The organism is Pseudomonas sp. W4I3, assembly GCF_030816195.1.
GTDB lineage: Bacteria > Pseudomonadota > Gammaproteobacteria > Pseudomonadales > Pseudomonadaceae > Aquipseudomonas.
In genome coordinates this window covers 5,098,095-5,124,406 of the sequence record NZ_JAUSXS010000001.1, presented here as the reverse complement: position 1 = coordinate 5,124,406, position 26,312 = coordinate 5,098,095, and the positions used below count along the sequence as shown (strand labels likewise).

Annotated in this window: 32 protein-coding genes and 1 pseudogene; 26 read left to right on the top strand and 7 right to left on the bottom strand. The window is 58.1% G+C overall.

All coding sequences use genetic code 11. The features are described from left to right. Positions 1–29: 29 nt before the first annotated feature. Positions 30–242, bottom strand: coding sequence for a DNA-binding protein (locus QF045_RS23230; protein WP_306494213.1), 213 nt, complete (start codon positions 240–242; stop codon positions 30–32). Positions 243–284: 42 nt separating this feature from the next. Between QF045_RS23230 and QF045_RS23225 the strand changes: the two genes are divergently transcribed. After that, the gene (locus tag QF045_RS23225; protein WP_306494212.1) at positions 285–677 is read left to right on the top strand and encodes a helix-turn-helix domain-containing protein; all 393 of its coding nucleotides are present in this window, start codon (positions 285–287) and stop codon (positions 675–677) included. A 75-nt stretch (positions 678–752) separates the two neighbouring features. Then, positions 753–938, top strand: a complete 186-nt coding sequence (locus tag QF045_RS23220) for a hypothetical protein (RefSeq protein ID WP_306494211.1) — start codon at positions 753–755, stop codon at positions 936–938. Positions 939–976: 38 nt separating this feature from the next. Here the strand turns inward: QF045_RS23220 and QF045_RS23215 are convergent, their stop codons facing one another. The 3 genes from QF045_RS23215 to QF045_RS23205 form a co-directional block, all read right to left on the bottom strand. After that, the gene (locus QF045_RS23215; RefSeq protein ID WP_306494210.1) at positions 977–1,234 is read right to left on the bottom strand and encodes an ogr/Delta-like zinc finger family protein; all 258 of its coding nucleotides are present in this window, start codon (positions 1,232–1,234) and stop codon (positions 977–979) included. Positions 1,235–1,308: 74 nt separating this feature from the next. After that, positions 1,309–2,178 carry a phage portal protein gene (locus tag QF045_RS23210; RefSeq protein WP_306494949.1) on the bottom strand — a complete coding sequence of 290 codons (870 nt, stop codon included), beginning with the start codon at positions 2,176–2,178 and terminating at the stop codon, positions 1,309–1,311. After that, positions 2,075–4,147 (bottom strand): terminase large subunit domain-containing protein, encoded by a 2,073-nt coding sequence (locus tag QF045_RS23205; RefSeq protein WP_306494209.1) that lies wholly within the window; start codon positions 4,145–4,147, stop codon positions 2,075–2,077. Before QF045_RS23205 ends, QF045_RS23210 begins: the two co-directional genes overlap by 104 nt. A 163-nt stretch (positions 4,148–4,310) precedes the next feature. On the opposite strand from QF045_RS23205, the gene QF045_RS23200 reads away from it, so the two are divergent. From QF045_RS23200 to QF045_RS23085, 24 genes and pseudogenes are all read left to right on the top strand, one after another. Continuing rightward, positions 4,311–5,225, top strand: a complete 915-nt coding sequence (locus tag QF045_RS23200) for a GPO family capsid scaffolding protein (RefSeq protein ID WP_306494208.1) — start codon at positions 4,311–4,313, stop codon at positions 5,223–5,225. Between the two features lies 1 nt (position 5,226). Next, positions 5,227–6,249 (top strand): phage major capsid protein, P2 family, encoded by a 1,023-nt coding sequence (locus QF045_RS23195; protein ID WP_306494207.1) that lies wholly within the window; start codon positions 5,227–5,229, stop codon positions 6,247–6,249. Beyond that, positions 6,246–6,974 (top strand): phage terminase small subunit, encoded by a 729-nt coding sequence (gpM, locus tag QF045_RS23190; protein ID WP_306494206.1) that lies wholly within the window; start codon positions 6,246–6,248, stop codon positions 6,972–6,974. Before QF045_RS23195 ends, gpM begins: the two co-directional genes overlap by 4 nt. A gap of 97 nt (positions 6,975–7,071) precedes the next feature. After that, a pseudogene (locus QF045_RS23185) lies at positions 7,072–7,544 on the top strand (head completion/stabilization protein). Beyond that, complete coding sequence (locus QF045_RS23180) at positions 7,541–7,990, top strand: phage tail protein (RefSeq protein WP_306494204.1); 450 nt, start codon at positions 7,541–7,543, stop codon at positions 7,988–7,990. The pseudogene QF045_RS23185 and the gene QF045_RS23180 overlap by 4 nt, the downstream one beginning before the upstream one ends. After that, a complete protein-coding gene (locus QF045_RS23175) occupies positions 7,980–8,660 on the top strand; it encodes a virion morphogenesis protein (protein ID WP_306494202.1) in 681 nt (226 codons plus the stop codon). Before QF045_RS23180 ends, QF045_RS23175 begins: the two co-directional genes overlap by 11 nt. Positions 8,661–8,671: 11 nt before the next feature. After that, positions 8,672–9,793 carry a DUF2586 domain-containing protein gene (locus QF045_RS23170; RefSeq protein WP_306494201.1) on the top strand — a complete coding sequence of 374 codons (1,122 nt, stop codon included), beginning with the start codon at positions 8,672–8,674 and terminating at the stop codon, positions 9,791–9,793. Between the two features lie 6 nt (positions 9,794–9,799). Next, positions 9,800–10,249, top strand: coding sequence for a phage protein (locus QF045_RS23165; protein WP_032895736.1), 450 nt, complete (start codon positions 9,800–9,802; stop codon positions 10,247–10,249). Then, entirely contained in the window at positions 10,249–10,467 is a 219-nt protein-coding gene (locus QF045_RS23160) for a TraR/DksA family transcriptional regulator (RefSeq protein ID WP_003235240.1), read from the top strand. Before QF045_RS23165 ends, QF045_RS23160 begins: the two co-directional genes overlap by 1 nt. After that, positions 10,464–10,670, top strand: coding sequence for a hypothetical protein (locus QF045_RS23155; RefSeq protein WP_063033543.1), 207 nt, complete (start codon positions 10,464–10,466; stop codon positions 10,668–10,670). Before QF045_RS23160 ends, QF045_RS23155 begins: the two co-directional genes overlap by 4 nt. Further along, the gene (locus QF045_RS23150) at positions 10,667–11,200 is read left to right on the top strand and encodes a lysozyme (protein WP_306494200.1); all 534 of its coding nucleotides are present in this window, start codon (positions 10,667–10,669) and stop codon (positions 11,198–11,200) included. The genes QF045_RS23155 and QF045_RS23150 overlap by 4 nt, the downstream gene beginning before the upstream one ends. Further along, positions 11,200–11,655, top strand: coding sequence for a lysis protein (locus QF045_RS23145; protein ID WP_306494199.1), 456 nt, complete (start codon positions 11,200–11,202; stop codon positions 11,653–11,655). Before QF045_RS23150 ends, QF045_RS23145 begins: the two co-directional genes overlap by 1 nt. A 34-nt stretch (positions 11,656–11,689) precedes the next feature. Next, positions 11,690–11,977, top strand: coding sequence for a putative phage tail assembly chaperone (locus QF045_RS23140; protein WP_124366062.1), 288 nt, complete (start codon positions 11,690–11,692; stop codon positions 11,975–11,977). Positions 11,978–11,997: 20 nt separating this feature from the next. Beyond that, positions 11,998–12,141 carry a hypothetical protein gene (locus tag QF045_RS23135; RefSeq protein ID WP_032862709.1) on the top strand — a complete coding sequence of 48 codons (144 nt, stop codon included), beginning with the start codon at positions 11,998–12,000 and terminating at the stop codon, positions 12,139–12,141. A 6-nt stretch (positions 12,142–12,147) separates the two neighbouring features. Continuing rightward, positions 12,148–14,463 carry a phage tail tape measure protein gene (locus QF045_RS23130; RefSeq protein WP_306494198.1) on the top strand — a complete coding sequence of 772 codons (2,316 nt, stop codon included), beginning with the start codon at positions 12,148–12,150 and terminating at the stop codon, positions 14,461–14,463. Further along, positions 14,460–14,777: a DUF2590 family protein gene (locus tag QF045_RS23125; protein WP_306494197.1), complete on the top strand. Its 318-nt coding sequence runs from the start codon at positions 14,460–14,462 to the stop codon at positions 14,775–14,777. The genes QF045_RS23130 and QF045_RS23125 overlap by 4 nt, the downstream gene beginning before the upstream one ends. Next, positions 14,774–15,946 (top strand): baseplate J/gp47 family protein, encoded by a 1,173-nt coding sequence (locus QF045_RS23120; protein WP_306494196.1) that lies wholly within the window; start codon positions 14,774–14,776, stop codon positions 15,944–15,946. Before QF045_RS23125 ends, QF045_RS23120 begins: the two co-directional genes overlap by 4 nt. After that, complete coding sequence (locus tag QF045_RS23115) at positions 15,943–16,467, top strand: phage tail protein (protein ID WP_306494195.1); 525 nt, start codon at positions 15,943–15,945, stop codon at positions 16,465–16,467. The genes QF045_RS23120 and QF045_RS23115 overlap by 4 nt, the downstream gene beginning before the upstream one ends. A gap of 9 nt (positions 16,468–16,476) precedes the next feature. Then, positions 16,477–19,113: a phage tail protein gene (locus tag QF045_RS23110; protein ID WP_306494194.1), complete on the top strand. Its 2,637-nt coding sequence runs from the start codon at positions 16,477–16,479 to the stop codon at positions 19,111–19,113. 2 nt (positions 19,114–19,115) lie between these two features. Then, complete coding sequence (locus QF045_RS23105; protein ID WP_306494193.1) at positions 19,116–19,754, top strand: hypothetical protein; 639 nt, start codon at positions 19,116–19,118, stop codon at positions 19,752–19,754. A 1-nt stretch (position 19,755) separates the two neighbouring features. Then, entirely contained in the window at positions 19,756–20,679 is a 924-nt protein-coding gene (locus QF045_RS23100) for a hypothetical protein (protein ID WP_306494948.1), read from the top strand. Then, positions 20,676–21,236 carry a DNA-binding protein gene (locus tag QF045_RS23095; protein WP_306494192.1) on the top strand — a complete coding sequence of 187 codons (561 nt, stop codon included), beginning with the start codon at positions 20,676–20,678 and terminating at the stop codon, positions 21,234–21,236. The genes QF045_RS23100 and QF045_RS23095 overlap by 4 nt, the downstream gene beginning before the upstream one ends. Beyond that, positions 21,233–21,937 carry a hypothetical protein gene (locus tag QF045_RS23090; RefSeq protein ID WP_306494190.1) on the top strand — a complete coding sequence of 235 codons (705 nt, stop codon included), beginning with the start codon at positions 21,233–21,235 and terminating at the stop codon, positions 21,935–21,937. Before QF045_RS23095 ends, QF045_RS23090 begins: the two co-directional genes overlap by 4 nt. Next, positions 21,910–22,887, top strand: coding sequence for a hypothetical protein (locus tag QF045_RS23085; RefSeq protein WP_306494188.1), 978 nt, complete (start codon positions 21,910–21,912; stop codon positions 22,885–22,887). Before QF045_RS23090 ends, QF045_RS23085 begins: the two co-directional genes overlap by 28 nt. Positions 22,888–22,934: 47 nt before the next feature. Here the strand turns inward: QF045_RS23085 and QF045_RS23080 are convergent, their stop codons facing one another. From QF045_RS23080 to QF045_RS23070, 3 genes are all read right to left on the bottom strand, one after another. Beyond that, entirely contained in the window at positions 22,935–23,882 is a 948-nt protein-coding gene (locus tag QF045_RS23080) for a hypothetical protein (protein ID WP_306494187.1), read from the bottom strand. 105 nt (positions 23,883–23,987) lie between these two features. Then, complete coding sequence (locus QF045_RS23075; RefSeq protein ID WP_306494186.1) at positions 23,988–25,553, bottom strand: SIR2 family protein; 1,566 nt, start codon at positions 25,551–25,553, stop codon at positions 23,988–23,990. Positions 25,554–26,041: 488 nt separating this feature from the next. Then, a complete protein-coding gene (locus QF045_RS23070; RefSeq protein ID WP_306494185.1) occupies positions 26,042–26,257 on the bottom strand; it encodes a hypothetical protein in 216 nt (71 codons plus the stop codon). Positions 26,258–26,312 lie beyond the last annotated feature (55 nt).

Genomic DNA, 26,312 nt, shown 5'->3' with positions numbered 1-26,312 from the left:
CTTCTGCTGTTCCCTGCGTGCGCTGGCCATTACTGTGCAATCACACCTTCTTTGATCCCCAAGAGAACAGCTGCGCGATGTGCCTCTCCACGACGACACTGGCTTTGGCCATTCAGTACTGCATAAACAGTGCTGGGGTTCAGGTTGTGTAGAGATGCAAAATTTTTCGCGGTCTGGCCGCGCTTCTCCAGAGACGCACGCGCTTGCTGGCGGGCTTGCTCGGTGATAGCTGAGTTGGGCATAGTGCAATTCCTTGCGTTTTCGTGTGATGACGACCGCAGGATGTGGCAAAAACCTGCCAATGTAAATATGCGGATGGAAAAATATTGACACTCTCTGAAGAGATTGGCGCAAGGCTGCGCCAACAACGCGCCCAGGCTGGGCTGACGCAAGATCAACTTGCGGAACATCTTGGTGTCTCGAAACGAACTCAGGGGAATTACGAATCCGGTGCTAGCGATCCCCCTGCTTCCTATCTGAGCATCGCTGCAAGTGCCTTGGGATTTGACGTGCTTTACATCGTGAGTGGGATACGCACCACTTTGAAGGCCGAGACGTTGTCCGAGGCTGAGGACAGCATCGTCCAGCAATACCGCAGCATCCCGCCGGAGGATCAACGGGCCATCAGGCGTTTTGTTAAGGCCATGGCCGACGACGCTCTCAAAGGATCGACCTGAACAAAGTGTTTCTGCCATCACACCAGCTCGCCCCCATATCAGTGCATCAGCAATTGATTTTATGGAGTGGTAAGCATGTTGGATCGCACAAACGCCGATGTCGGTTACGTTGAAATGGCGGCATCTGCGCGGTATGAGCTTTCGCATATTGAACGTCGCCTGATTGGGTTCTATCGCCAGTTGAGTCAGCGTGACCAGGAGCAGTTGCGCCGATTGACCGAAGCGCTGATTGGTAACCCGGACCTGTCCGACGAAGATTGATTTTTGAGCCGCCGACATGTTGCTGTCGGCGGTAATCATCACGCGAGTGCCTGCGATCCTAGCTTTTCAAATAGCTCTCGTTGCTGAGCCCTGGGCATGTCTCGCAGTCGATCAATCAGCAGCCGGTCGAATGTCTGGGCTGATGGGCTGAGCGTGTGAGAAAACGTGAGGTTTGCCACCCAGCTATGCCCGCACTTTGCGTCGAGGCATTGGCAATAGAGTTTCGCGAAGTCGGTGGATAGCACCTCACGCGAGGCAATCCGACCTTTGTTCCCGCACTTACAAGTAACTCTCATGTTCCCTCCCCAGGGCGCAGAAAATTGCCACTATTTTGGCATGCGGCGCAGGATAGTTCTCTATCTTTTAAATTTCAGATAGTGTTTTCGCCTGCTTTATCGATCTTTTTCCAGTCGATATGCCTGTCATGGCGAAGCGTGTCATTGAGCTGGTTGAACAACTGACAGATCGGCCTGATCTCGTTGCTCGTGTACACGCGATCGATCTTCTCGATGTCACCAAACCCCCCGTTATTTTCTGGAATGATCCCAGCCAGCGCGGGGTTCATACGCCATGCCGCAATCACGTCATTGCGAGTTATGTTCTTGACCTTCTCCAGTTCGTCCTTGGCCTGAAAGTCCCCTACAGGGATGATCTGGATTGCGTTTTCCTTGCCGTTGGGGATGTTGACGAACATCGAGCGGAAGTTGCCCACGCCCTTGCTGGCGCTGATTTGTGCGCGCAGGTTCTCTTCGTCTTCCTCGGTCAGATCCGGGTCGTTGGTGTAGAAGATGTAACCCGCGTGCGCGCCGTTGCTGTAGTAGCGTCGGCGGAACAGGGTCGCGGCTTCGTTGAGCAACAGTGCCTGCAAGCCGCCCAGGTAGTCGGGCACTCCGTAGATGTTCTGTTCCACGTCGTAGTCCAGGACGTGTTCGATTTCGTCTTGGTGGAAGTCCATGTATTTGCTGTCTGGCAGCAGCATCCTGAATCCGCCGTCGACCTTCACGCGCATATTGATCGCCGGCAGGTGCTGCATCTCCAGCACCTCGCCGAACGCATTGGTATCGCGATAGAAATAAGCTTCGCCAAACACCATGTAATCCAGGCTGGCCCGGCCCATGGTTTGCGTGCTGCAGCCCTCAGAAGGGATGAATTCTCGCAACAGCAGGTTGCGCTTGAACTTGGGGATGGCGCCGTGGTGCGCGTTGGCGCGCAGCAGCTTGGCCAGGCCGGCCCGCGACACCGGCGGCTTGTAGATTTCGCCGTCGTCGCTTAGAAACACCCCCAGGTACTCGCCGAAGTTGCCGGACAGCACTTGCTCCGGTTCCCCGAAGGTAAACGCCCGCATGGGCTGCTGCTGTCGCGCCTGCTGGCTGGCTCGGGGTTTTCTGTGTCGTGGGTTGGGCATTGTTTCCGCTCGTGACGTAGCGGCTACGTCGCCGCTTGTTGGTATTGAGGGGTTCATTGAACAGGGCGTGCATGATCGACCAGGCGATATCGGCATGGCCGGTGGCGTCGGTGCGCGATGCGCTGTAGGTCACCTGGCCGCTGGTGGTGGTACCGCGTTTGATGGTCAAGAACGCCTGGGCGATGTCGGTCCAGCCGGCATCCCATTCGATGCGGCTGCCCTGGATCGTGTCCTGGGCCTTGAGTACCAGCGTGTTTTTGGTTTCAAGGCTGTAATGGATAGCGGTCGCACGCGGGTAGAAGTCGCGCACTAGGTCAAACACGCCGTAACCGATACCCGTCGTGTCGATGCCGATGTGCTGCACGTTGAAACGCTCGGTGAGCTTCTTGACTTGGTCGGCCTGGTATTTGAATGACTGCCCACGCCAACTGTGTTTTTCCAGGATGCGGAATTTCGCCCCGGGTTCCAGCGGTGGCGCGACCACCACGCACGTGGCGTCGTCGCGGGTGCGGCTTGGGTCGTAGCCAAGCCACACCGGACTGTTGCCGAAAGGTCTATCCAGTTCCGGGTCGTAGTCCTCCCACAACGATAGGTCGGAGTAGCAGCGCTCCAGATCCTTGAGACCGAACGCGCTCTGGCTGCTGTCGATGAACTTGCAGTAGAACAGCTGCTGGAATTTGTCTTCGTCGTACTCCAGCTGCAGCTGCTCCAGGTCGAACAGATCGCACCCGCCATCGATCGCATCCTGGATGGTGATGGTCTTGCGCCATTGACCATCAGGGCACAGAGCACCCTGGGTGTAGGACGCCTCGGTGGGCCAGGTGCCGCCGGCTTTCTTGCCGCGTTTGCTGTTGCGGAACTCCTCTCCCGACCAGAACGGGTACGCCTGGTGCGACACCGCGCTGGGCGTCGAGAAGTAGGTTTTGCGCCACTTTTTGTGGGTGCCCATGGCGCTTGCCACGGTGCTGAGCTTTTCGAAGTCGCGGATCCAGAAATACTCATCGACATAGACGTGGCCATGGTAGCCCTGGGCGGTGCTGCTGTTGGTCGACAGGAAGCGCAGTTCGGCGCCGTTGCTGAGCGTGATCGGGTTGCCGGTCAGCTCGATGTCGAACCACTGTTTGGCGAACTGGATGATGTAGCTGCGGAAAATCTCCGACTGTGAGCGGCTGGCCGACAGGAACACCTGGTTGTCGCCAGTCAGCACCGCATCCATGAACGCTTCGCCGGCGAAGTAATAGGTCAGGCCCACCTGGCGGCTTTTGAGGATGTTGCGGATCCGGCTCGTCAGCGGATTTTGCTTGGCCGCGAACAACTCCTGCTGATATCGGTACATCTTGCTGATGAACTTATCCAGGAAGTCGACTTCGGTCAGACCGCTGATATCGTTCTTGGACTTCTTTTCCTTTTTCCTGTCACCACCCTCGCCACGGCTGGAGCGTTCGCCACGCGACCGCCTGCGCGGTTCCTGCGGCTCGCCCATGTCGTCGCCGTTCGATGCCGCCACCGGTGCGGGCTTGGCCGCTTGTTTCAGCAGGCGTTCGCGAACGATCGTCAGTCGGTCCAGTTCGTTTAGGTCGTCTTTGGATAGGCTGCCAACCTTGTCCAGGAGGAGGGTGATCCGTCGGCCGACGGCCGTCAGCGGTTCTTCGTCCGACAGCATGTCCTCCCAACCGCCCTGGCGGATCCAGTAGTAAACGATCCGGATGTTGGGCAGGTTGAGCTGCGCCTGAATTTCCTTGGCCTTACAGCGGCGCAGAAACAGGCGTTTGGCGGCTTCTTTAACTTCGGTCGAGTAGTACATGGGCTGCAGTCTATGCGGCGAAAACGCTGGAAACGCGGGGTTAAATTCCGTGATCCGCCTATATCTCAAATATAGGAGAAACGCGCATTTGAACCGTTTGTTTGAGGGCTGACGGCTCCCTATCTTGGCGGCTCATTCAACCGACTGAGCGCAGTTAACGTCCATGCCCCGTTCCCTTGTTTCGTACTGGAAACGTGTCGCCACCAGCGGCACCACCGCCGATGGTCGCGAGATCCTTCCCCAGGAACTGCGCGATATCGCTGAAACCTACAAGCCGTCCAAATATACGGCAGTGATCTGGTGCGATCACGAACGCTGGAGCGGTTCCCACGGCACCGTCTTCGCGGTGCGTCTGGTGGAAGAGGGCGAAGACTTGGAGCCAGGGCAAATCGCGTTGGAGGCACAGCTCAAGCCGAACGATCGCTTACTGCAGCTGAATGATAAGGGCCAAAAACTCTTTTCCAGCATCGAGATCACCCCGAACTTCGCCGGCAGCGGAAAAGCCTACCTGACCGGTCTGGGCGTCACCGATGAACCGGCCAGCCTGGGTACCCAGGAACTCTATTTTTCGAAGCAGACCCACAAAAATTCCTTCTACGCCGCCTCCGTCGAACTGGGCTCCTTTGAAGCCGAACCGCAAAGCGAGGTCGGCAAGCTGATCGGCTTGCTCACTGGCCTGTTTAAGCGCTTTGCCACGGACGCCGAGCCCGCCGAACCCACCACCCCAACTGAGAGCAAACCCCCAATGGATGAAGCTACCGCAACGGCCCTTAAAGCCCTGCTGGAGCAGCTGCTTGTCGTCGCCGCCGGCATTCAGGCTGTGATCGAACCCGCCGCCGCAGATGCACCAGAACCCGACCAGGCACCCATCGACGACGTGAGTACGGCCGTAGACGAGATCGTTACTACAGCCGAAGAAGAACGTGAGTTCCGCCGTAGCGGTGGGTCGAACAAGGCCGTCCTAGTGCAGCTGGAGAAACTCCAAAAGCAGTTTTCCGCTCTGCAGAACACCTCAACCGGTCGCCAGTTGCCACGCAATCCCGGCCCAGTGACCACCACCAAAAAGCGGGTGCTCTGACATGGCCCAGCCATTAAGCGCCCGTGGCGCCAAACAATATGCCGAGCTGCAGGAAGCGCTCGCCGAAGCGTACGGTGTCGAAAGTTCGGCCCGGATGTTCAGCGTGGACCCGACGATTGCCCAGGAACTGAACGACGCGATCACCGCAAAAGCCGACTTCCTGGAACGCATCAACGTCACCCCGGTCAGCGAGATCAAGGGTGAGAAGGTCTTCATTGGCGTTAACGGTCCGGTCACTGGCCGCACCAACACCAAGACCACCGATCGTGAAGCCAAAGATGCTTCGGCACTGGATAACACCCAATACGAGCTGGCTGATACCCAGTCGGACGTGGGCCTTCCATACGCCAAGATCGACGCCTGGGCGAAGTTTCCCGACTTCAAAGAGCGCTATTCGGCAGCAGTGCAAAAGCGTATTGCCCAGGACCGGATCGTGATCGGTTTTCACGGCACCCACGCTGCACCGCAAACCGACCTGGAAAAGTTTCCCAAGCTGCAGGATGTGAACAAAGGCTGGCTGCAGCAACTTCGCGAGCAGGCCCCGCAGCAGGTGCTCAAAGAGGGCAAGGCTGCCGGTAAGGTCACGCTGGGCGCCGGTGGCGACTACGCCAACCTTGATGCCCTGGTGCATGACACCAAGCAGATGGTGGACGAGATCTTGCGCGAAGACGGCGACCTGGTCGCGATCATCGGCACCGACCTGCTCGCCGCTGACAAGGCCAAGCTGTACACCAAGCAGGGCGACACACCTACGGAAAAAGAGCGCATTGAAAATGCGCAGGTCATTGCGACCTATGGCGGTCTGCCGGCGTACAGCGTGCCGAACTTCCCGGTCAACGCCGTCTTGGTCACCAGTTGGGACAACCTCTCGATCTACTTCCAGGACACCAGCTGGCGTAAGCAGACGATCGAGAACCCGAAACGCTCCCGCGTTGAGGACTACAACAGCCGCAACGAAGGCTACGTGATCGAGCAGCTGGAAAAGATCGCGTTCACTGAAAACGTAGAGCTGGTGGTCGCGTGAGTCTGGCCCTGGCGCACAAGCGCCGCACCCTGGCCATTGGTAGCTCTGCAGTGGCGGCGCTCGCCGCTTCTGCAGGCTTGGCCTACACCCCAGGCGATGCCCTGAGCAGTCCCGCCAATGCGCGCAAACACTTGCTACTGCAGGAAGCCGCGTTGGATCAGGATTTGGAGCGCCTGAGCGCGATGAAAGGAGCTTTGGCAGGACGGCAGTTGCTCAAGCGCGACGAGCTGCTGCCCAAGTACCAGGAATACGTCCAGCGCTACTGCGAGTCGGGGCTGAACTTCCCCAATCGCGTTGCGGTGCAAGTGATGGTGTGGCTGTTCGACACCGCCCAGTTCGAAGACGCACTGGAGCTGGCCGACTTCCTGATGGAGCAGGGTCAAAAGATGCCGGAGCGATTCAAGCGCCGCGACATCCAGACCTTTGTTGCTGACGCGATCGCCGACTGGGCCTATGACGAATACAACGCGGGTCGCAGCCCTGAGCCCTACTTATCCGATCTGTTGCCCCGCGTTGACGGCGAATGGGACCTACCTGAGCAGATCCCGAGCCACTACCACAAGTTGATCGGCATGCGCGCTATGGAGGCTGAGCAGTGGGAGACCGCGCTCAAGCATTTGGAACGCTCCACCGAGCTGTACCCGAAAGCCGGCAACGACACCCGCATCAAAAAGGTCCGCAAGGCCTTGGAAAAACAAGCGGCCGCTATCCCGGCCTCCGAATAACCGACTACCCCCCCAGCGGGGACTTGTGGAAGTGAGCCGTCCATTTATGGACCGTCCCACTGAAAACAGGCTCCCCGCCCTATTTGAGCGGCCAGCAATGAGCTTTTCCGGGAAACCTACCGCCCTGGTGGAACACGCGATCGAGAATGACGGTTTCTGGCCAGACCTCTCTGTGTCCGAGTTCCAAAAGGAACAACGCCTGCCGGCGGAGTACCTGGTAGAGCTGCTGGTCGACACACTGAAAAGCGCCATGGTCGAGGTGAACACCGACCTGGCCCGCGTGAAAGCGACGCTGCAGGACGCCGGCGTTTCGAACCTTACCGCAGCGGCAGGTCTGGCAACCCCCGCAGAATGGGCTTACGCCAATAAGGTCGCGCTCTACAAGCGGGCTGTGTATTGCCGTGCCAAGGGACATTCACTGCCGCAGTTCGCCACCGTCACCCGGCGCGAGAGAGCGCTGAAAACACCGGCAAGGAAGCGCCCGAGCGTGCGGAAACCTTCTTGGCTTTCAGCCAGCAGGCCGTGCGTGCCCTCCAGGGCCGTGGCCGCATCACGGCGGCACTGCTGTGATCCAGCTGCAGGCGCTGACCGCCTACCTAATGGCTCGCAACCTCGTGGCGCCTGAGCTGTTCGACAGCTGGACCGAACAGGTCAGTCTTGAGCTGATATGGAAGCCCGATCGCGACGGCCTACACATGGCTGACATGCGCTATCGCGCCGTCTTTTCCTTGGAGAGCTTCACCGGCAACCCGGCCAGGCTGATGGCGCTGGTCGGCAGTTGGCTTGAAACCCACGATCCTGATCGGGACCGCCACGAACTGCCGGCGCCGCTGTTTGCGATTGAGCCGCTGGACCCTGACAGCTTCGACGTGGACCTGTCCCTGGAGTTCGTCGAGCCGCAGTACCTGGCCGAAGACCCTGACGGCGAGATCGAGGCGTTCGGCAAGACCTGGGCGTTCGTGCCATTCGATCTGTGGGTAGCCGAGCAAGCCGAGGTGGGAAGCGATGGCCGCTAACCCACTCGACCTTGATGTCAGGGGCTTGCTCGATGTCGACGCCCAGTTGGCGTTGCTTGAGCTGCCGCCCCAACTGCGCCGGCGATTGCTGAACAGAGTGACCACACGTGTGCGGACGATGAGCCGTAAGCGGGTGCGTGAGCAGAAGAACACCGACGGCACCCCGTTTGCTGAGCGCAAGGGCACTGCCAAGGGGAAAAAGAAGATGGAAGCCGGCCTGGCCAAGCTGCTGCAGGTCACCCGCGTCAGTTCGGATGAAGCTGAGCTGGGCTGGAAAAACGCCTTGACCCGTTGGGTCGCCGCGCAGCAGCACAACGGCGTCAGCGAGCGGCGTACCGCTGCACAGATGCGCCGCTGGAACAAAGTCCCCCCAGGCATCGCCTGCACCGACAAACAGGCCAAGCGCCTGCGCCGGTTGGGCTTTCGTGTTCGCCAGAAGGGCAAAAAGGCGCTGGCCAGGCCGTCAGTGCCGTGGATTCAAGAACACGTGAACTACGCCAAGGCCGGCTTGCTGATCCGCATTTTGAACGACGAACGAACCGAGTCCACCGGCGCGCAAAGCTGGGATATCACCCTGCCCAAGCGCCAGTTCCTCGGTGTGGAGAGCGGAAGCGAAACCCGCGACCTGGTTAACCAGGTGTTCCAACAAATCCTTAATTCACCCCGCTAACGAGGCACAGCATGGCACTTGGCAAAGTCAGCGTTAACAATCTCAATCTGGGCCAAGGCGCCGTGACTGAGATCGAGCGCTATTTTCTCTTCATCGGTCCCGGCCCGAAAAACACCGGCAAATTGATCGCCCTCAACACCGACAGCGATCTGGACACGCAACTGGGCCTACCGGCCAGTGACCTGAAAACCCAGGTCACTGCTGCACGCCTGAATGGTGGCGATCGCTGGGCATGCCTGGCAGCACCGATCGCGCCGGACGGCGACTGGATCAAAGCCCTGGAAATGTCCCAGCAACAGGGCTTTTCCGTCGAGGCGGTGGTAATCACCAAACCAGTGGCCACGGGGGTCGAACTGTCGGCCATGCACGACGCGGCCGTGTCGATGAATGACACCTACGGCCGTCGTGCTTTCGTTATGGCGGCCACGGCCGGCCTGTCGCTGAGCCCGTTCCAGAGCTGGGCCGAGTACCTGGTGGCCCAAAAAGCGATCACCGCCGGCTTATCCGCACCGCGTGTCCTGGTAGTGCCGCAGTTGCACGGTAACGACCTGGGCGTGTTGGCCGGCCGGCTGGCCAACGCGGCCGTCAGCATTGCTGACAGCCCAATGCGCGTGGCCACCGGCGCAGTGCTGGGGCTTGGCGCCGTACCTGTCGATTCCGAAGGCGTGCCATTGCCGTCCTCGATCCGCGCGGAATTGGATAAGGCGCGTTTCTCCGTCTCCCAGACGTATTCCGATTACCCGGGCGTGTACTGGGGCGACGGCAACATGCTTGATGCACCAGGCAGCGACTACCAGGTCGTGGAATATCTGCGCCTGGCTGACAAGGCTGCACGCCAGGTGCGGCCGCTGTTGATCCGCCGCGTGGCCGATCGCCGTTTGAATAGCACCCCCAACAGCATGGCCGTGAACATCAACGCGCTGATGGCCCCTCTGCGCCGCATGGCCAAGTCGGTCAAGTTCGCCGGCGAGGTGTTTCCCGGCGAGATCGAATCGCCCAAAGACGGCGACATCGTGCTGGTTTGGAAGAGCAAAACCGCCGTTGAGGCGTTCATCAAGCTCAAGCCCCACAACTGCCCGAAAGACCTCACGGCGAACATCGCCCTGGACCTTTCTAACGACGATTCGGAGTAACCCCCCATGTCACGTATTGGCGGCAAGAACTTTGACGTGAACCTGGGCGATCTGCTGGTCCATGTCGAAAGCTGCACCCTGGATATCACCGACAACAGCAAGACCGCACAAACCCGGGGCGTGCCTGACGGCTACGTCGACGGCGATGTGGCAGCGGCCGGCGAACTGGAGCTGGACTCCACCAACTTCAACCTGCTGATCGAAGCGGCGCGCACTGCCGGCAGTTTTCGCAAGCTCGATGCCTTCGACACGGTGTTTTTCGCCAAGGCAGGCGACGACGAGCTGCGCATTGAGGCCTTCGGTTGCAAGTTGAAGGTCTCCAGCCTGCTGAGCATCGATCCCAAGGGCGGCGAGAAGACCAAGCACAAGGTGCCTTTTGAGGTCACCAGCCCGGACTTTATCCGTATCAACGGCGTGCCGTATCTGGATGCCACCGAGATCGAGGGCATTAGCTGATGGTCTGCCCGTTCGATCGCGCCCAAGCCCTGGAACAGCGTCAGCGGGACCAGGCTATCAACGCCCAGTTGGCCCAGGCCCGGCGTGAGTCAGCGGGCCCAAGCCTTACCCACTGCCAGGACTGTGATAACGAGATTCCTGCAGCGCGCCAGGCGCTCGGCGGCAAGACCCGCTGTGTCCCGTGCCAGTCTTTTTTCGAAAAAGGAGTGCAGCGATGAGCACGAATCAGGCGGCCCAGGACACCGCCATCGCACTGGCGAAGGCGTCACCTGCGATCGGTGTGGCAGCCACCGGAGCGACTGGGGCCGTCGACTGGTCGGCTGTCGCCTACATGCTGACAGCCGTTTACATGGTGCTGCAGATCCTGCTGTTGGTCCCCAAGTATCGCCAGATGTTGCGCGACTGGAAGGTGAAGCCGTGAGCCTGCGCGGCAAGATCGCCGCCGGCGCCATTGCACTCTGCAGCTCTACGTTGGTGCTGTTCCTGGGCACCTGGGAAGGCAACGGCCAAAACACGGTCTACGCCGACAAGCTAGCGCGTGGCCTGCCCACCGTGTGCAAGGGCATCACCCGTTATACCAGTCCGTATCCGGTGGTTGTGGGTGATTACTGGTCGGACGCCCGGTGCAACGAGGTAGAGCACCTGGTGATCAGCAAAGGGCAGCTGCAGTTGGCCGACTGCATTACCAACCAGGACGTGGGGCAGAACACCTTCGACGCCTTGAGCAGCCATGGCCACAACTTCGGCAACCCCAGCACCTGCGCCAGTCGCGCCGTAGGCCTGATCAACGCTGGTCGCATCAAAGACGGCTGCCAGGCCCTGGCCTGGGCGCCGGACGGCAAAACCCCGGTGTGGGCCTTCGTCACCACCGCCCAGGGCAAGAAGGTGTTTGTCCCGGGGCTACATGCTCGCCGCCTGGCAGAAGCCGCGTTGTGTGAGGCGGGCTTGTGATGCGCGAAGGCATTTTCATCCTGGCGGTGTGCCTGGTGGCCTGGTTCGGCTTCGACCTGCTGGAAGGCCAGCGCGACACAGCCCGTACCGAGCGTGACGCCGCGCTGGTCGAAGCCAGCGGCTTCCGCGAAGCGGCGCGTATCAGCGGCGAGATGCTGGCTGAGCGTGACGCCATCGACCTTCAACGTACCCAGGAACTCAACGATGAACGCATCGAAAACGACGGCTTACGCCGCGCTGTTGACGCTGGCCTTAACCGGTTGCACCTCAACGCCACCTGCAGTGCCCCAGCCGCCCCACCAACGACCGGCGCCGGCGGCGTGGCTGATGCAGGCACCCCCGAACTCACTGCAGACGCTCGACAGGATTATTTCACCCTCAGAGATCAGCTTGCCCTCAGTCGGCAAATGATCCTGGGCTTGCAGGACCACGTGCGCCGGGTTTGCCTGCGCTGATTCACCACTTTTTAAACATGAACGGAGCAACACCATGACCGATACACGCGATATCACCCTGGAAGTCGGCGACAAAGAATTCACCTTCGCCCTGACGCCGCAGGACGTGACCAAGTACTTCAACGCCGTGACCCAGACCAACAAGGTCTCGCCAGCCAACAACTTGCTGGTAACCACCGTTAAGCAGGAACAGCGCGCCAGTCTCAAGGCCCAGTTGGGCAACCCGGTATTGGTCATGCAGTTGGCCGGCGCGCTCCTCGAGGAGTACGGCCCGGACGTTGAAATCACCGTAAAAAAGCCCTCGATCACGCCGAACGACTGACCGAAAACGGCCTTGGCCAACTGGTGGCCTTGGCCAGCCGCTGGCTACCTGGTGCCGAACCCACCGCCGAGGTGATGGGGACGGCCAAGTGGCTGGAGGACGAGCACTGGCGCCGGATGGAAATCGCCATTGCCAACGGCATCGCCTACGCACTCAACGGATAAACACTGATGGCTGACAAAAGCGCCCGCCTGGCCTTCATTTTGAGCCTGACCGACAAGGTCACCGCCCCGCTGGGCAAGGTCAAAATGGGCTTCTCTGACCTGGCTGAACAAGGCCAGAAGAACATCACCCAAATGGGCCTCGGCCTGGCTGGGATGGTGGGCGCCGGCGTGGCCATTACCCAGTCGCTGGAACCCGCCCTGGAGATGAACCGCGCCCTGGGCGAAGTCCGATCGTTGAACGTGGCCGAGGATGCGTTGAACGCGCTGAATCGTAAGTCCCTGGAATTTTCCGTGGCCTACGGCGAGAACGCCCGGGATTTTGTTGCCTCGGCGTATCACATTGAGGGGGCCATCAAAGGGTTGGTGGGTAATCAACTGGCGACGTTCACCAACGCGAGCGACGTGTTGGCCAAGGCCACCAAGTCCGACGCCGACACCATGGGCACCTACGTCGGCACTATGTACAACCTGTTTAAGGGCCAGGCCGACGCCATGGGCAAGGGGCAGTGGGTTGAAACCCTTGCTGGCCAAACCGCCACGGCGGTACAGCTGTTTCGCACGAGCGGCGAGCAGATCGGCGAGGCATTTAAAGCTGCCGGCGGCCTGGCCAGCACCGCAGGCGTGAGCCTGGCCGAGCAAATGGCAGTGCTGGGCACGTTGGGCAGCACCATGGACGGCGGGGAGGCCGGTGGCCTCTACAAGTCGTTCTTTGAGAACGTCAGCGCCGCATCGGAAAAGCTCGGCATGTCCTTTGTCGACCAGCAGGGCAAGTTGCTGCCGATGATGGACATCCTGGACAAGCTCAAGGGCAAGTTTGGTGACCTGACAATCGAGGCCAACGGCAAGAAGCTGCGCGATGCCTTCGGCGGCGAAGCGGCGCGCCTGATCACCACGCTGATGGGCGACACCGGCCGCTTGAAGAACGGCATGGAGCAGCTGGGCAATGTGCGCGGCCTGGAGAACGCCGAACGCATGGCCAAGGCGATGGTGGATCCGTGGCAACAGTTCGGTGCCGCTGTGCAGGCCCTGCGTATCGCTTTCGGCCAGTCACTGATCCCTATCCTGGCGCCGCTGATGGATCGCCTGGTAGGCATCGCCAGCACTCTGACCCGCTGGACCCAGTTGTTCCCCAATATCACCCGCGTGATCGGCATCGCTACGTTGGTGGTGTTCGGGATCATCGCCGCCATGTCCTTGCTGACCTTGACTGTGGGCATGTCGAAAATGGTCTGGCTGGGCATGGTCACGGTGTGGAAAGTCCTGACCATGGCCGGCCTACGCAGTATCGCCATGTTCCTGTACCACACGGTCATGGTGATCGGGTTTGTGGCGGGCCTGGTGTTGATGGTCGCCTGGATGGGCCTGGTCAAGGGCGCGATGTTGCTGTGGCAGGGCGCGATCTGGCTGGTCAATACCGCGTTGCTGGCCAACCCAGTGACTTGGGTGGTGATCGGCATTGTTGCCCTGGTCGCGGCCGTGGCGGCAGCGATCATCTACTGGGACGAATGGACCAGCGCGCTACTCAACAGTGAAGCGTTCCAGTGGGTCAGCGGCCAACTGACCGCGCTGTCCGAGTGGTTCGACTCGATGGGCGGCTGGTCAGCCATGGCCAGCGCGGCCTGGGACGGCATCGTCAACATCTTCAAGAGTGCGATCAACGGCCTGATCGAGATGTTGAACAAGATCCCGGGGGTGCAGATTGATGCGGCGTTCGGCGACATGCCGGCCGCGCCGGACTTGCCCACCATCAGCGCGCCACAGGTAGAGGCACCATTGCTGCCGCAATTGGTGAGCGCTCCCCAGCAATCCATCCAGGCGCAGCCCCTGGTGATGGCTGCTACTCCGAAAGCAGCGGCGGCGCCGGCAATGCCCACGCTCAATGCTCTGCAGCCGCAGACCCAAGCGCCGGCTCTGGTGCTGGCACCTCTGCCGAAAACACCTGCGCCGATCACCCAGCCTCTGGCCGCACCCGAGGCCCCGCGTACGGTGCCGGCCCTGGTGGCAGCGCCGGCATTAAAAAGGTCGGCGCCGATCGGGCCGCAATTACACGTTCCGCAGCCAACACAACCGCCGGCTCTGGTCACAGCGTCCAAGCCGACCGAGAAGGCCGAGCAAAGCCAACAGCGGATTAATAGCGCTGTGACCAGCCTGTCACCGAAACGGCCTGACGCCGTGCCTCGGGGCGGCTTGTTGGCCAGCATCCAGAACAACAACCAAACCCAAAATAAGGGCACCCATGTGGAGAACGTCAACATTCACACCGGCAAACCGATGAATCCGCTGGAGCTGGAAGGCATGTTGGCCATGGCGGTGGGCGGATGAGCGAGTACATCGACCTGCTGATCGCCGACAACGATCTGGTGCTGGACCCGTCGCGTCAGCCGCTGCTGATTGATGACCGGGCCAGCATCGCCCAGGACATTGCGCACATGATCCGCGAGAGCGGGTTGCTGGTCACGCTGGTGGCCGAGCGCAGCAAGCTGCGTCAGCGCGACTGCATCCAGCAATTGGAACTGCTGGTGGAGGCCGACGAGCGCCTGGTACCGGGCACGGCTCTGATTAAACAAGTGGAGTCTGGCCAGTACCTGGTCACGGCGAAAACGCTGAAATTTGGCGACATCGAGGTGACCCTGTGAGCAACGTAGATTTTAAGCAGGCTCTGGCGGATGGCGGCATCCCCGTCACTGAGGAAGGCTTGCGCCAGGCGTGGGAAAAGGAAGTCGCGGCCCAGGGCAGCAAGATGAGCAACACCAGCGCTTATTCGCCGTTCTGGCGGGTGATTACCGCCCTGGTGACTAAGCCGGTGCTGTGGCTGATCAACTTCGTCAGCGGCACGATCCTGCCGAATTTCTTTGTCAAAACCGCACGCGACAAGTGGCTGGACATGCTGGCCTGGGCGGTCAACGTCGAGCGCAAGGGTGCGACCAAGGCTAAAGGGACTCTGTTGTTTACCCGCGATGTACCAGGTGGCGCGCTGGAACTGCCGGCCGGTGTGCGGGTGCAGTCCGCAGCGATCAACGGGCATATCTACCAGTTGATCACTACCCAGGCCGTGACCTTTGCGGACGGCGTGCTGCAGCTGGAAGTCCCGGTAGAAGCCGAGGACGTGGGCAGCGGTTACAACCTGGCCCCGGGTTACTACGCAATCATGCCGGTGCCCATCGCCGGCATCGTCCAGGTGGTGAACGCGGACGGCTGGCTGATTGCACCAGGTGCAGATTCTGAGCCGGACGAACAGCTGCGTTTGCGCGTGCGCAACCAGTTCTCGGCGGTCAACCAGTGGCACACCGACTCGGTGTACCGCGCCATGATTTCGGCTTTCCCGGGCGTTCGGCCGGATGGCGTTTATTTCCTGCACGGCGCGCCGCGTGGCCCGGGCAGCGCCAATGCCTACGTGCTGTTCGATGCAGACGTTCCGGCGGCGACTTACCTGGAGCAAATCAATGCGCATATCCGCGACCAGGGCAACCATGGCCACGGTGATGATCTACTGGTGATGGTCATGCCAGAAACCCAGCACGCCTTGAGCCTCACCCTGTGGTCGCGGCCGTTACTGACTGTCGAGCAACGCACCAAGCTGCAGGCCGAGGTGGAGCAGTTCATCCGTGCGGCGTTCCGCGAGAGCGGCACCGGTGACTATCAGCCAACGCTGACCTACCCCCAGTCGCGGTTTTCATTCAGCCGCCTGGGCGAAGAACTCCACCAGCAGTTCCCCGGAATTGAGTCGCTGCATTTCGACAATGCCGACATCGTGTCAGAGCTGAGCATTCCCAGGATCAAAAGCCTGCAGGTGGTGCCGGCATGATCAAGCTCAATTTGCCCTTCTGGCTCGATGGCCCGCAGTTGGCCAAGCTGAAAGCAGCCGCCCAGTCCTGGTGGGAGAAAGTCGAAGGTTGGCTGCAATGGCCGTTGATGCAGATGGATGCTGACACCTGCCACTTGACCGTGCTGGACCTGCTGGCCTGGCAACGGGATATCAGCCGTTTCAAGGACGAACCCGAAAGCCTGTACCGACTTCGCGTCAAGTTCGCCTTCATCAATGCCGTCGACGCCGGCAGCACGGCCGGGCTCAAACGCATCCTGCAGCGCCTGGGCGTGGGTTATGTCGAGATTGACGAACGCATGCCCGATCGGGACTGGGACGTGGTGATGCTGCGCCTTTCCGATTCCCAGTTGTCGCAGAACCCGGAGCTGCTGCGCGTGCTGATACAGCAGTACGGCCGAACCTGCCGGCGCTATGACTTCGTGACCCTCACCCCCGTATCGCTGCGCATCGTCGCGGCTGACTTTAACGACGATCAGCAAACGCTGATTGCCAGCCTGTAGGAGCCTCTTATGGGAGCCAGTATTACCCTTGCAGGCGAAAGCCTGATCGCCCAAAAACTGGGCGCACAACAGCGCCTCGAGGTCGTACGCTTTGTCTTCGCCAACGTGCCCGGACTGGACCCGAACGGCCCAGTCAATCGTGCCGCGCCAAAGCCGCCGGCGGCGCAGATCGTCCACACTTACACGATTCCGCAACAGAACATCGGCTTTGTAAACCCGAATCAGGTGGTCTACAGCTCGATGCTGGGCAGCGAGATCGGGGATTTTGACTGGAACTGGATCGGCCTGGAAACCGCCGAGAATGTCCTCCTGGCCGTGGCCTATGTCCCGCTGCAGCAGAAGCGCAAGAATATTCCGCCGCAGCAGATCGGCAACAACGTCACCCGCAACATCCTGGTGGTGTTCGACGGTGCCCAGGCGCTGACCGGTATCACGATCGATGCCAGCACCTGGCAGCACGACTTCACCGTGCGCCTCAAGGGAATTGATGAACGCGAGCGGTTGAGCAATCGTGACGTGTTTGGCCGTGCGTGCTTCTACCGCAGCGGCTGGCAGGTGGAGAAGGTCGGGACCTGGTATCAGCTCAGACCAGGACTGGCCTACATCGAAGGCATCCGCTTAGAGCTGACGAGTGCTTATCAGATCGCACCTGCCAGCGCTCCAGCGCCGGTGTGGCTGCACGTTTCGTTGCGCCGGGAACTTAACGATGTAGTGGCAAGCTGGAAAGTGGTTTTTGATCCTAACCAGGTCGACTACACGGACGCCGCTGGAACGCGCAATTACTGCATTCAGTTGGGGCATATTGCAAGCTCTGGGCTGGTCACGGATCTGCGCAAAGTTGCCGAAATAGATGGGCCGCTGGTTGACCATTTCGCCGCTCAGGTCGGTCATTACCCGCAACTGCGCTCGGGCAATGCAGACAAGTTGAGCAATCCTCGCAAGATCAACGGCGTGGCATTTGATGGTTCGACGGACGTGACGGTAGAGGACAGCACAAAGTTGCCCCTCACCGGTGGCACGATGGCTGGGGGCATCCGCGCTGACTTCCCTGCAATGGGTGGCGGCTTTGTTGATTGGTGGAAAAGAACCCCGGCCCTGCAGATTGATTGCCCAGTCAATCAATATGCCTATTCCATATGGAAAGGTACCAACTGGGAGGAACGTGATCTAGCCGCGATGGATGTTTACTCCGGAGGCTCCAAAGATTCCATCCCCTCGGTGGTGCTACATGTCCATCCAAAACTTAATGCTTTCACGTTCGAAGGTAGCGGTGATCTGGCGATACTCGGCCGCTACAAGGGCAGCGGGGCGTTGCTGCAGAGTTTGAATGCGAGCGAGATTACGACCGGGACGGTACCCAAGGGCCGCCTAACTGGCACATATGACATCAGCGTGACCGGTAATGCCAAGACGGCAAGCCGGTTTGAATCTGCTCGGCGCATCAACAACACGCTGTTCGACGGCTCAAAAGATATTCAAATCACCGACGACGGAAAGCTTCCGCTGACTGGCGGGACACTGAGCGGCTCGCTCTATGCTGACTTCCCAGCCATGGCGGGTTCCTTTGTGGATTGGAAGGAGCGCAGCGCGGCTTTGCAGATCACTTGCCCCACCAACACTGCGGCCTACCAAGTATGGCGGGGCACGTGCTGGGGGGACCGCCACCTGGCGGCCATGGAGGTCTACGCCGGTGGTTCTTCGACATCTCAGCCCACCGTGGTGATGCACGTAGGTTGGGCCAACAATGCATTTACCTTCGATGGTTCTGGCTCTCTCACCATCAAGGGCTCGTACATCGGCGACGGTGGATCGCTGGGCGGCTTAAACGCCGGTGCGCTTGCCCTGGGCACTGTTCCCGCTGCGCGTCTGTCAGGCACCTATAACATTGCAGTGTCTGGGAACGCGGGCAGCGCTTCCAAACTGGCCACCCCTCGACTGATCAATGGCGTGGAGTTTGATGGCAGCCAAAACATTGCGATCGCCGACGGTTCTAAATTGCCGCTGGCAGGCGGCACGCTGACGGGCACTGCACGGTTTGATTTTCCTCAACTGGGTGGTGGGTTTGTTGATTGGCGCAGCAGGTGGCCTGCAATGCAGTTGGACTGTCCCGTTAATAGCTATGCCTACATGGTTTGGCGAGCCACTAAGTGGAATGAGCGGCATTTGGCTTCGATGGAAGCCTACGCCGGCGGCGGGGCCAGTACACCTGCACAAGTGGTGACCCATGTTGGTTTAACCAACAACGCCATGACCCTGACTGAGGGCGGCAACCTGTCCGTGGCCGGTGCCTATTTCGGTAGCGCAGCGGGGCTCACTAACTTGCCGCAGGCGACACCTGATGTACCCGGCGCGGTATTGAAAAACACAGCGTCACTGGGACCAAGCGGCTGGTGGAAATGTGCGCAAACCGGTCTCATCAAGCAATGGGGTCTCACGCTCGGCGCTTCGGACACGGTGACCCACCGTAGTTTCCCAATCGCGTTCCCAAACCGCTGCACGTCTTTGGTCGCATCCAGGACCAGCGTCTTTTATTCCGATACTTCCACCGGTACCAACACCCTGATCGTCAGCAATTCTCAGTTCTCGGTGATTTCCGGACCTTTCAATTCGCCCGATGACATCTACTGGGAGGCCACAGGCTACTAATCATGAGCATCTATTTTCACGCTGCAACAGCCGGTTTTTACGATACCCGCGCCCACGGGGAGCGCACTGTTCTTATCGCTGATCCGAAGTGGAAGCACCCCGTGATCAGCATCCCGGACCCTGACTGGATGGCGCCGGAAGGCTCAACGGGAAGCGCGCCGGTTATTAAGGTCAAAGATCCAAAAGCCAAGCCGCCCTTGATAAAAATACCGAACCCCGACTGCAATCTTCCGCCAGCGGAACAGTTGCTAGAGATTACCCAGGCGGAATACCAGGCCCTGTTCGCCGCCCAGGCGCAAGGTAAAGTAATTCAGGCCGCCAAAGGCCGCCCCGTCGCACTGGACCCGCCACCATTGACCTGGGAACAGGTAAAAGCGGGGCTTGTGACAAGCGTACAACTGTTCCTGGATCAAACTGCCAAGACGGCCGGATATACCGACTTGAAGGACGCGATCAGTTACGCGGATGAACCGGCGGTGCTCAAGTTCCAAGCCGACGGCGTGGCGTTTCGTACCTGGCGCTCGTTGTGCTGGGCCTACTGCTACGACCAGTTGGCGGCCATCGAGCAGGGCAAGCGCAAGACCCCGACCGGCGCCGAGCTGGTGGCTGAACTGCCTGCCCTGGTGCTGCCAAATGCCTGACGTGAGCTGGTCGCCAGTGACGATGCGCTGGCCTGCCCAAGCCACCAAATGGATGGGGCAGCTGTCGGCCGCCCAGGGCTTGGCCGGCGGCGAGCTGGCCAACACGGCCAAGCGCCTGGCTGACCTCGACGGCAAGACTACTACCAGCCCGGGGCCAGTGGGTGGTGCCGCCCAGGGTGCGATCGCCGCAGGCCGTGGGGCACTCGCTGATCAGATGGGAGACGCCCCGGCGTGCCTGGTGGTGACGCCTTTTCAAAGTGGCATTGGCCAGGGCCGCGGTTATCAGCGTTTTCTGTCAGCGCCGAACTTGCTGCAGCAGTTGGCCAGCAAACTGGTGGACGTGAGCGACACCGGCCGTCCGGATGGCCCCCAGTTCGCCCTGTGCCTGATGTTCCTGGCCACGCGCTTTGATCAGTTGGCCAACAGCCTGGCGCGCTTCAATGCCTTATTGCCGATGCCCGACCTGGTGCGAACCGAACGCCGCGCACGACACCTGTCCAAGCTGGAGACGGAAAAGTGGGAGATTCCCGCCGCCGGCACCTTGCCGCGTTGGCAGTCGTTGCCTCTGGAGCGTTGCACCGTGGTCAAGGCCGCGCAGCAATCTATGTCTGGCCAGCTCGCCGTCCTGGAGAGCTACGCGGCCGACAGCTCGCCCATGGGCGACCTTGCCGCGTTGGCCAGCCGCAAGGCGGCTCAACAGCAGGGCCGTGACCAGCAACTGGCCGATCTGAAAGCCATGCTCGCCGGTGGTAACCCTGACAGCAGCATGCGCGCCCGCCTGATCGGCCCAGGCAATGCCACCGAGCTGCGCCAGGCACTGTTGGCGGGCGACGCCCCAGGGCATGAGTGGGTGCTGTGCGCCGGTGTCTTGCTGGTGGGCTCTGAGAAGGGTTTGAGCTTCGTTCGCGAGTTGGTGGGCCTATGACGCTGCTACTGGATGGGCAAGAGGTGCGCGGGAAAAACCTCAAGGTCACGGGCAACCTGCGCATCGAAAGCGACGATCTGTCAGGCCAGACCAGCAACACCGACAAGGGCCACAAGGGGTTCAAGCCCAAGACCCTGACCGTCAGCCTGATGATTCCTTTTGTTGACCAGGTGCAACTGCGTGACCTGATGCGCCTGGTGGAAGCGACCGAAGGTGGTGGCCAGCTCAAGACCTACCGCATCGTCAACGATACCGCCGCTGCGTTTGGCATGCGTCAGGTGACCTTCACCGAAGGCGTGAGCGCCCGGGAAGACGACAACCTGCGCGCCTGGCTGATCCAGTTCACCCTGACTGAAAAACTGTCGAACCCGGAAAAGGTCGAAGGCCGGCGATCGGGCAACGCGGTCACAGCGCAGTCCGGCCCGGGCGGGGCAGTGGGTGGCGCCGGCGGCACCGGTGGCACCGGTGGCGACTCCAGCAACGGACCGGAGGAACTGACCGGTTTTGAAGCCACGTTGAAAAAAGTGGATGGCTGGCTGGGCGGGGCTAACACATGAAGCTGCACAAGGAGTTGGCCATCAACGGCGTGCCTTACGTCCTGATCAAAAACGAAGTCCGGCTGGACGCGAAAAGCCCCGGCCGGGCGACATTTACCATTCAAGCCAAAGGCTCGGTCAAGGGGCTGGTGACGCTCGATATCGGCTACAACGGCAACACGCTGCAGCGACACTTCATTGGCTACGTCGAACGCTCCACCACGGCCAGCAGCTCCCAGCAGGTGCTGTTCTGCCGCGAGCTGGCCGCGATCCTGGCCAACCCGCTGCCGCTGAACTTGCGTCACGTCGACCTGCGCGCAGTCCTGGTCGACATCAGCCAGCACACCGGGTTGCGCTTTCGCGTTCCGGAACGGCCGTATGCCGGCGTCAAGGCGCCTTTCTTCTACAGCCTGGCCGCTGGTTACCAAGCCATGGACAGCCTGGCCCGGGTTTTCAATATCCCCGACTTCATCTGGCAACAGCAGGGTGATGGGGAGGTGTTCGTGGGCAGTTGGGCCGACAGCTTCTTTGGCGTTCGCTCGCCGCTGCAGCTGCCGGTGGAGCTGTTCGATGACTACCAGGGCAACCAAAGCGCGATGATCGCAGCCCTTCCCGGGTTGCGACCAGGTGCAACGATCAACCACGGCGAGCGCATCACCAGTGTGGCGCTCATCGACAACCAGATGGCCATCCGATGGACGACGCAATCCGCCGCAGCGTAGAACGACAATTTCCTGAACTCACCGGTGGCTATCACCTGCCACGCTTTGCCCGGGTTGTCGCCGTGGCCGATGCCCCGGCCGGCGCCGGGATCTGTGACGACTTCCGGCCGCGCTATGCGGTCGACATCGAGGTCATGGGGCCCGACGGCGAACCGGACACCAAGCTGCCGATCCTGGCCGGCGTGCCTCTGCCCCTGCCCACTGGTGGCGATGAAATGGGGATCTATGCTTTCCCTGAGGAAGGCACCCAAGTCGTGGTGTGCTTTGCCTACGGCCTGCCACATAAGCCCTATATCCAAACCATTCTGCCCCACGGCCTGAGTATGCCCAGCGTGCCGAAGGGCGACCAGGTGTGGCAGCACAGCGAGGCTTGCCAACAGCGTGTCGACGCTGACGGTAACTGGCTGCGCCAGACTGACGGCAAGATCCGCGATAAGGCGATCGAGCGGGAAGTGGAGGCGATGGGAAATAAGGAGACGTTCCAGAATCACACCAGGACGGTGGATGACCATTCCACCGAATCAGTGGGAGGCATAAAGAAAATCGAGGCGCTGGGCGCACTCAAACTGCTGTCAGGCGGATCTGCGAGCCTGGCGGCGGTGGATGATTTGCATCAGGCGACCGGGCGGGATTTGAACTTGGTGGTGGGGCAAAAGCATAACGCCACGGTGGGTGGCGATATGGAAGAAAGGATTGAGGGGCTGCGTAAAAGCGTGGCATCGGTCAGCCAGCGTTTGGTGGCACCGAAGAACCACATCGGGTCTGAGGACGTGAACATCTTCCAGGTCGTGTGTGATTTGCTTGAGCTAGTGCGGCAGATGAATCTTCAACTGGCCAACCATACTCATCTGCCTGGCCCAGCCCTGAGCACCGCAGACGTAGCGGCGTTCAATGCGAAGGGAGTGCGAGCGCTGGAGATGGCGGCGAAATTAAAGCCTATCACTGGATAGGTCGCATCTGAGGATATTTGCCCAATAGTATGTACGCATATTTAGTGCTACCAATTTTTTTTGTTTTTTAAACGGAAGCTTATTTTGTCTATTTTAGTGAAGATTGGACCTAATACATAAGTACCAAAAAAACCACAATGCTCAATTTCCGTGTTTTCATACTTTTCGTAATCATTAAAATTATGTTCGGCAGGCTCTACGCTTAAAATATTGCTTGACTTGTCTGACTGAGAGAAAAATGATTTGAGTTCAGAAGCGCTGGCAAATTGGTCCACAATTACAGAAATACCTGCTATTTCATAAGTGGTTCCACGGTATAAACGGTGCTCCTCTATTTGTTGCCCGTCCCGAGTGCTAGTCACAATGAATTGCAGCGCATCACTATAGTATTTTCCATTGTGATATTTTTTCACAGGGCGAACGGGAACTATAAAATAATTTTTTAGTGATTCAATGTAGATGTTCCAAAATCTTTTATAACTCTTAACCTTTGAAAGTCCTTGCGGAGTAGATATGACTAACTTCTTACGAATTTTATTGTTCGCCAGCATTGAATCCAAATTCACCTTGAAAGTTGAGGTGATATAACCGGAAACTCCTTCCATGAAGCTTAGTTTAATGGTTTCAAAAGGCGCAATTATTCTGGGGGAATCTGAATAATCAATAAGCTCCACGTATATGTTTTGTCCTACTACCAAATATATGGTATTTATCGCTACCGATTTATCCTTGGTATTTTCCAATATGACTTCGCCGACATATCTTTGGCTACTCCATACACTGCCAGCTATCGAGAATATTCCGCAAAATCTAGATCCTCTTTTTGAAAAAAACTGGTAGGCTGCATAAAATAACACAATCACTGCTATTGCTAGAGACAAAGCTGCGATCGCTAATGATGTAATCGACATCAATAAATTCAAGGCTTCGCTATCTGACATACTTGGTATGTCAGCTTTACCAATTCTGCTTAGTAGTTCTTTCAGTGCGTCCATACCTACTCCCGCCTTAGTCTAAAGTGCGCCCAGTTTGGGGCATGTTCGCATCGCTCTAATTAATCCTTATATTCGCTTGTTATGGGGTCGGATTGTTCGATGGTGTCAGTAACGGTTGCTATATTTTACTAGGTCGTAAAAGCATGCGAGCCTAGCGAGGCCGCTAGCGTTTGATGTGTCAATATGTTTTCTCAATATCTCTGCTAGGTCAGAGAGTCCTTCTTTGATCAAAGCTGGCTCCATATAGGGCAGCATTCTGTTAAAGAGTTCGAAGCCCTGCTTGTGATATAACTCATTAACTCCGATTGTGACTTCGGGTACCGTTTTTGACCTTCTAAGCTCAGTTCCTCGATTCGTCTCGGTGAAAAGGTTGCCTTCGAAACGTACCTGTGCGCCGGCGCAGAGTTTTGGGATATCGGCTTTCAATGTGCCGTCATCGTTGAGACATCCAGCTTTGTTAAGATAGTAATAAATTGGAAGTTTGATGTTGCCCTTTGCGAGTTTTGGAAATACTGTTGAAACCAAATCCGCGGCATCATATTTTTCTGTTTCAAAAATAATGTCGCGGATAAGGTCGGAGCGTTCTAAACCAATTAGTCCTTGTTTTGAAATTGCCTCGCCTTTTTTTGTAGTTGAAATCGCTCCGTACCCTACGACAAATTCGGTAAGTGAGTCGCCATTCGCAAGGTCGCTCTCATTTCTTACATATAACTGGCCTTTGGGGTCATCTGTAATTACAAGTTCATATAATTCGTCTTTGATTCTTCGGAAAATATGGGCGGGTATTCGTTTTTTGGTTTCCGAAAGAACTTCGTATAGTTCTATAAAATTTCGTACTCTTAAGAGCTTTACAGGTATCCTTTTATGGATGACTGAATCGGTAATAGTAGGCTCTTCAAGCTCTTGATGCCACTCTACAAAAATTAACTTGTCTCTCAAAAAATCTAAGCTTTTTTCAGGAAAGCAGCCAATGATGTCTTCGAGTATGTCAGCAATGTGAGGGTCGGCGAGCGAGTAACCTAAAAAGATAACAGGCCGTTCGATGAATATTGTCAGAAGTTTGGAAGAAAGATAAGGGTTTTTTCTTCTGTATTCAGCATAATCTGTTTCTGTTAGAACTAGTGAGTTAGGGGCCGTTGAGCAGCCGTGAATCTTATATATTTCGGCAATTCCGTGGCTTCTTTCCGCTATTAGTCCATCTTGCCCTATGAATGTCGTAAATTTAGGGAATGTGTTCTCTATAAGGCAGTCCCAGTTGGTCGTTATTACTCCGTCAATATTGGCCTTTTCTAATAGGCTTAGCTCTTCTCTAACTTCAGCTATAATGTTCTCGTGGGCGTTTTTCAAATATCTAGATATTTCAATCTTTAATATTGAACTATCGTTTAAAAAGTGTTCGGAAACCTCCTCCGATATTTCTTTCGAATCCGGTCGTTCCCACCATGAGTTTTCGTAGCTTTTTGCGAGAAGTTGCGCGTATTTAGTTAAGTCTCCGTTTGAGCTCGTTTTTAGCTTTAGCGGATTTTCCCCAATCATATTGCAAAATCGTAGTAAGAGTTGCTCCCAGTTCTCGGTTCCTAAATAGCGCCTCGAGATTCCGGAACCGATGAATAGCATCGGAGATGCATCGAATTTTCTAAAGTGTTCCGTTAGTGCTTTTTTAAATTCCATGTATTTAAACTTCATAAATTAAGGTTGAGTTGTGCTTTGAGTATAAAGCCTCGACAAGCAAAGGGCTAAAGAAAATGAAAGGGCGGCAGAATGAAAAAAACTAACAAAAAAGCACTTATCCCCCTCCCGCCGACGGGGTTTGCATAGATTTTTTTTGCAAGGCCTAAGGTAATGAAATCGGTACTGCAGGCCAGGCCCGCTGTGGGGGCCCCAGGAAATATGCCGATTTCACAAAGTGCAAAGATGCGCGAAGAAATGCAGCCTGCTTGCAAAGCAATGCGAACTGATGGCTAGGGGGACGTCTGAGCTGCGCCCCCGGATTCATTGCGTTGGAGGATGCAAAATCTTAAAAAGCTGCAATTTTACAAAACTAGACTCATCTTTTTCTGATAGCCGCTCGTCGTCTCGTATGGAACGGATAATCTGCCACAGGGCAGGAAACATGCGGAACTCAGCGGTCTCTAAGCATTTCCTAATCTTTCACGAAGCTAATCAGTCCCTAACCGTCTTAGGCGTGCCAAGCCTTGCTTGATATGCCCTGCGTTCTCGCCGAGCGTGTCTAAGGCGCCGCGTACGTTTCCTCCCGTTTCTACTGAACCTTGTTGTTCTAGACGTAGTGTCAGCTCCATCACAGCTGCTTCAAGTGCCAGTTGGTTTTCATACATCCGCTCAAGCACATCTGAGAGGGAATATTCATGCGCCATACGTTGCTCCTTGAGTGAGTTCACAGACTAGCCCCAAATCCAGAAGGCGCGAATC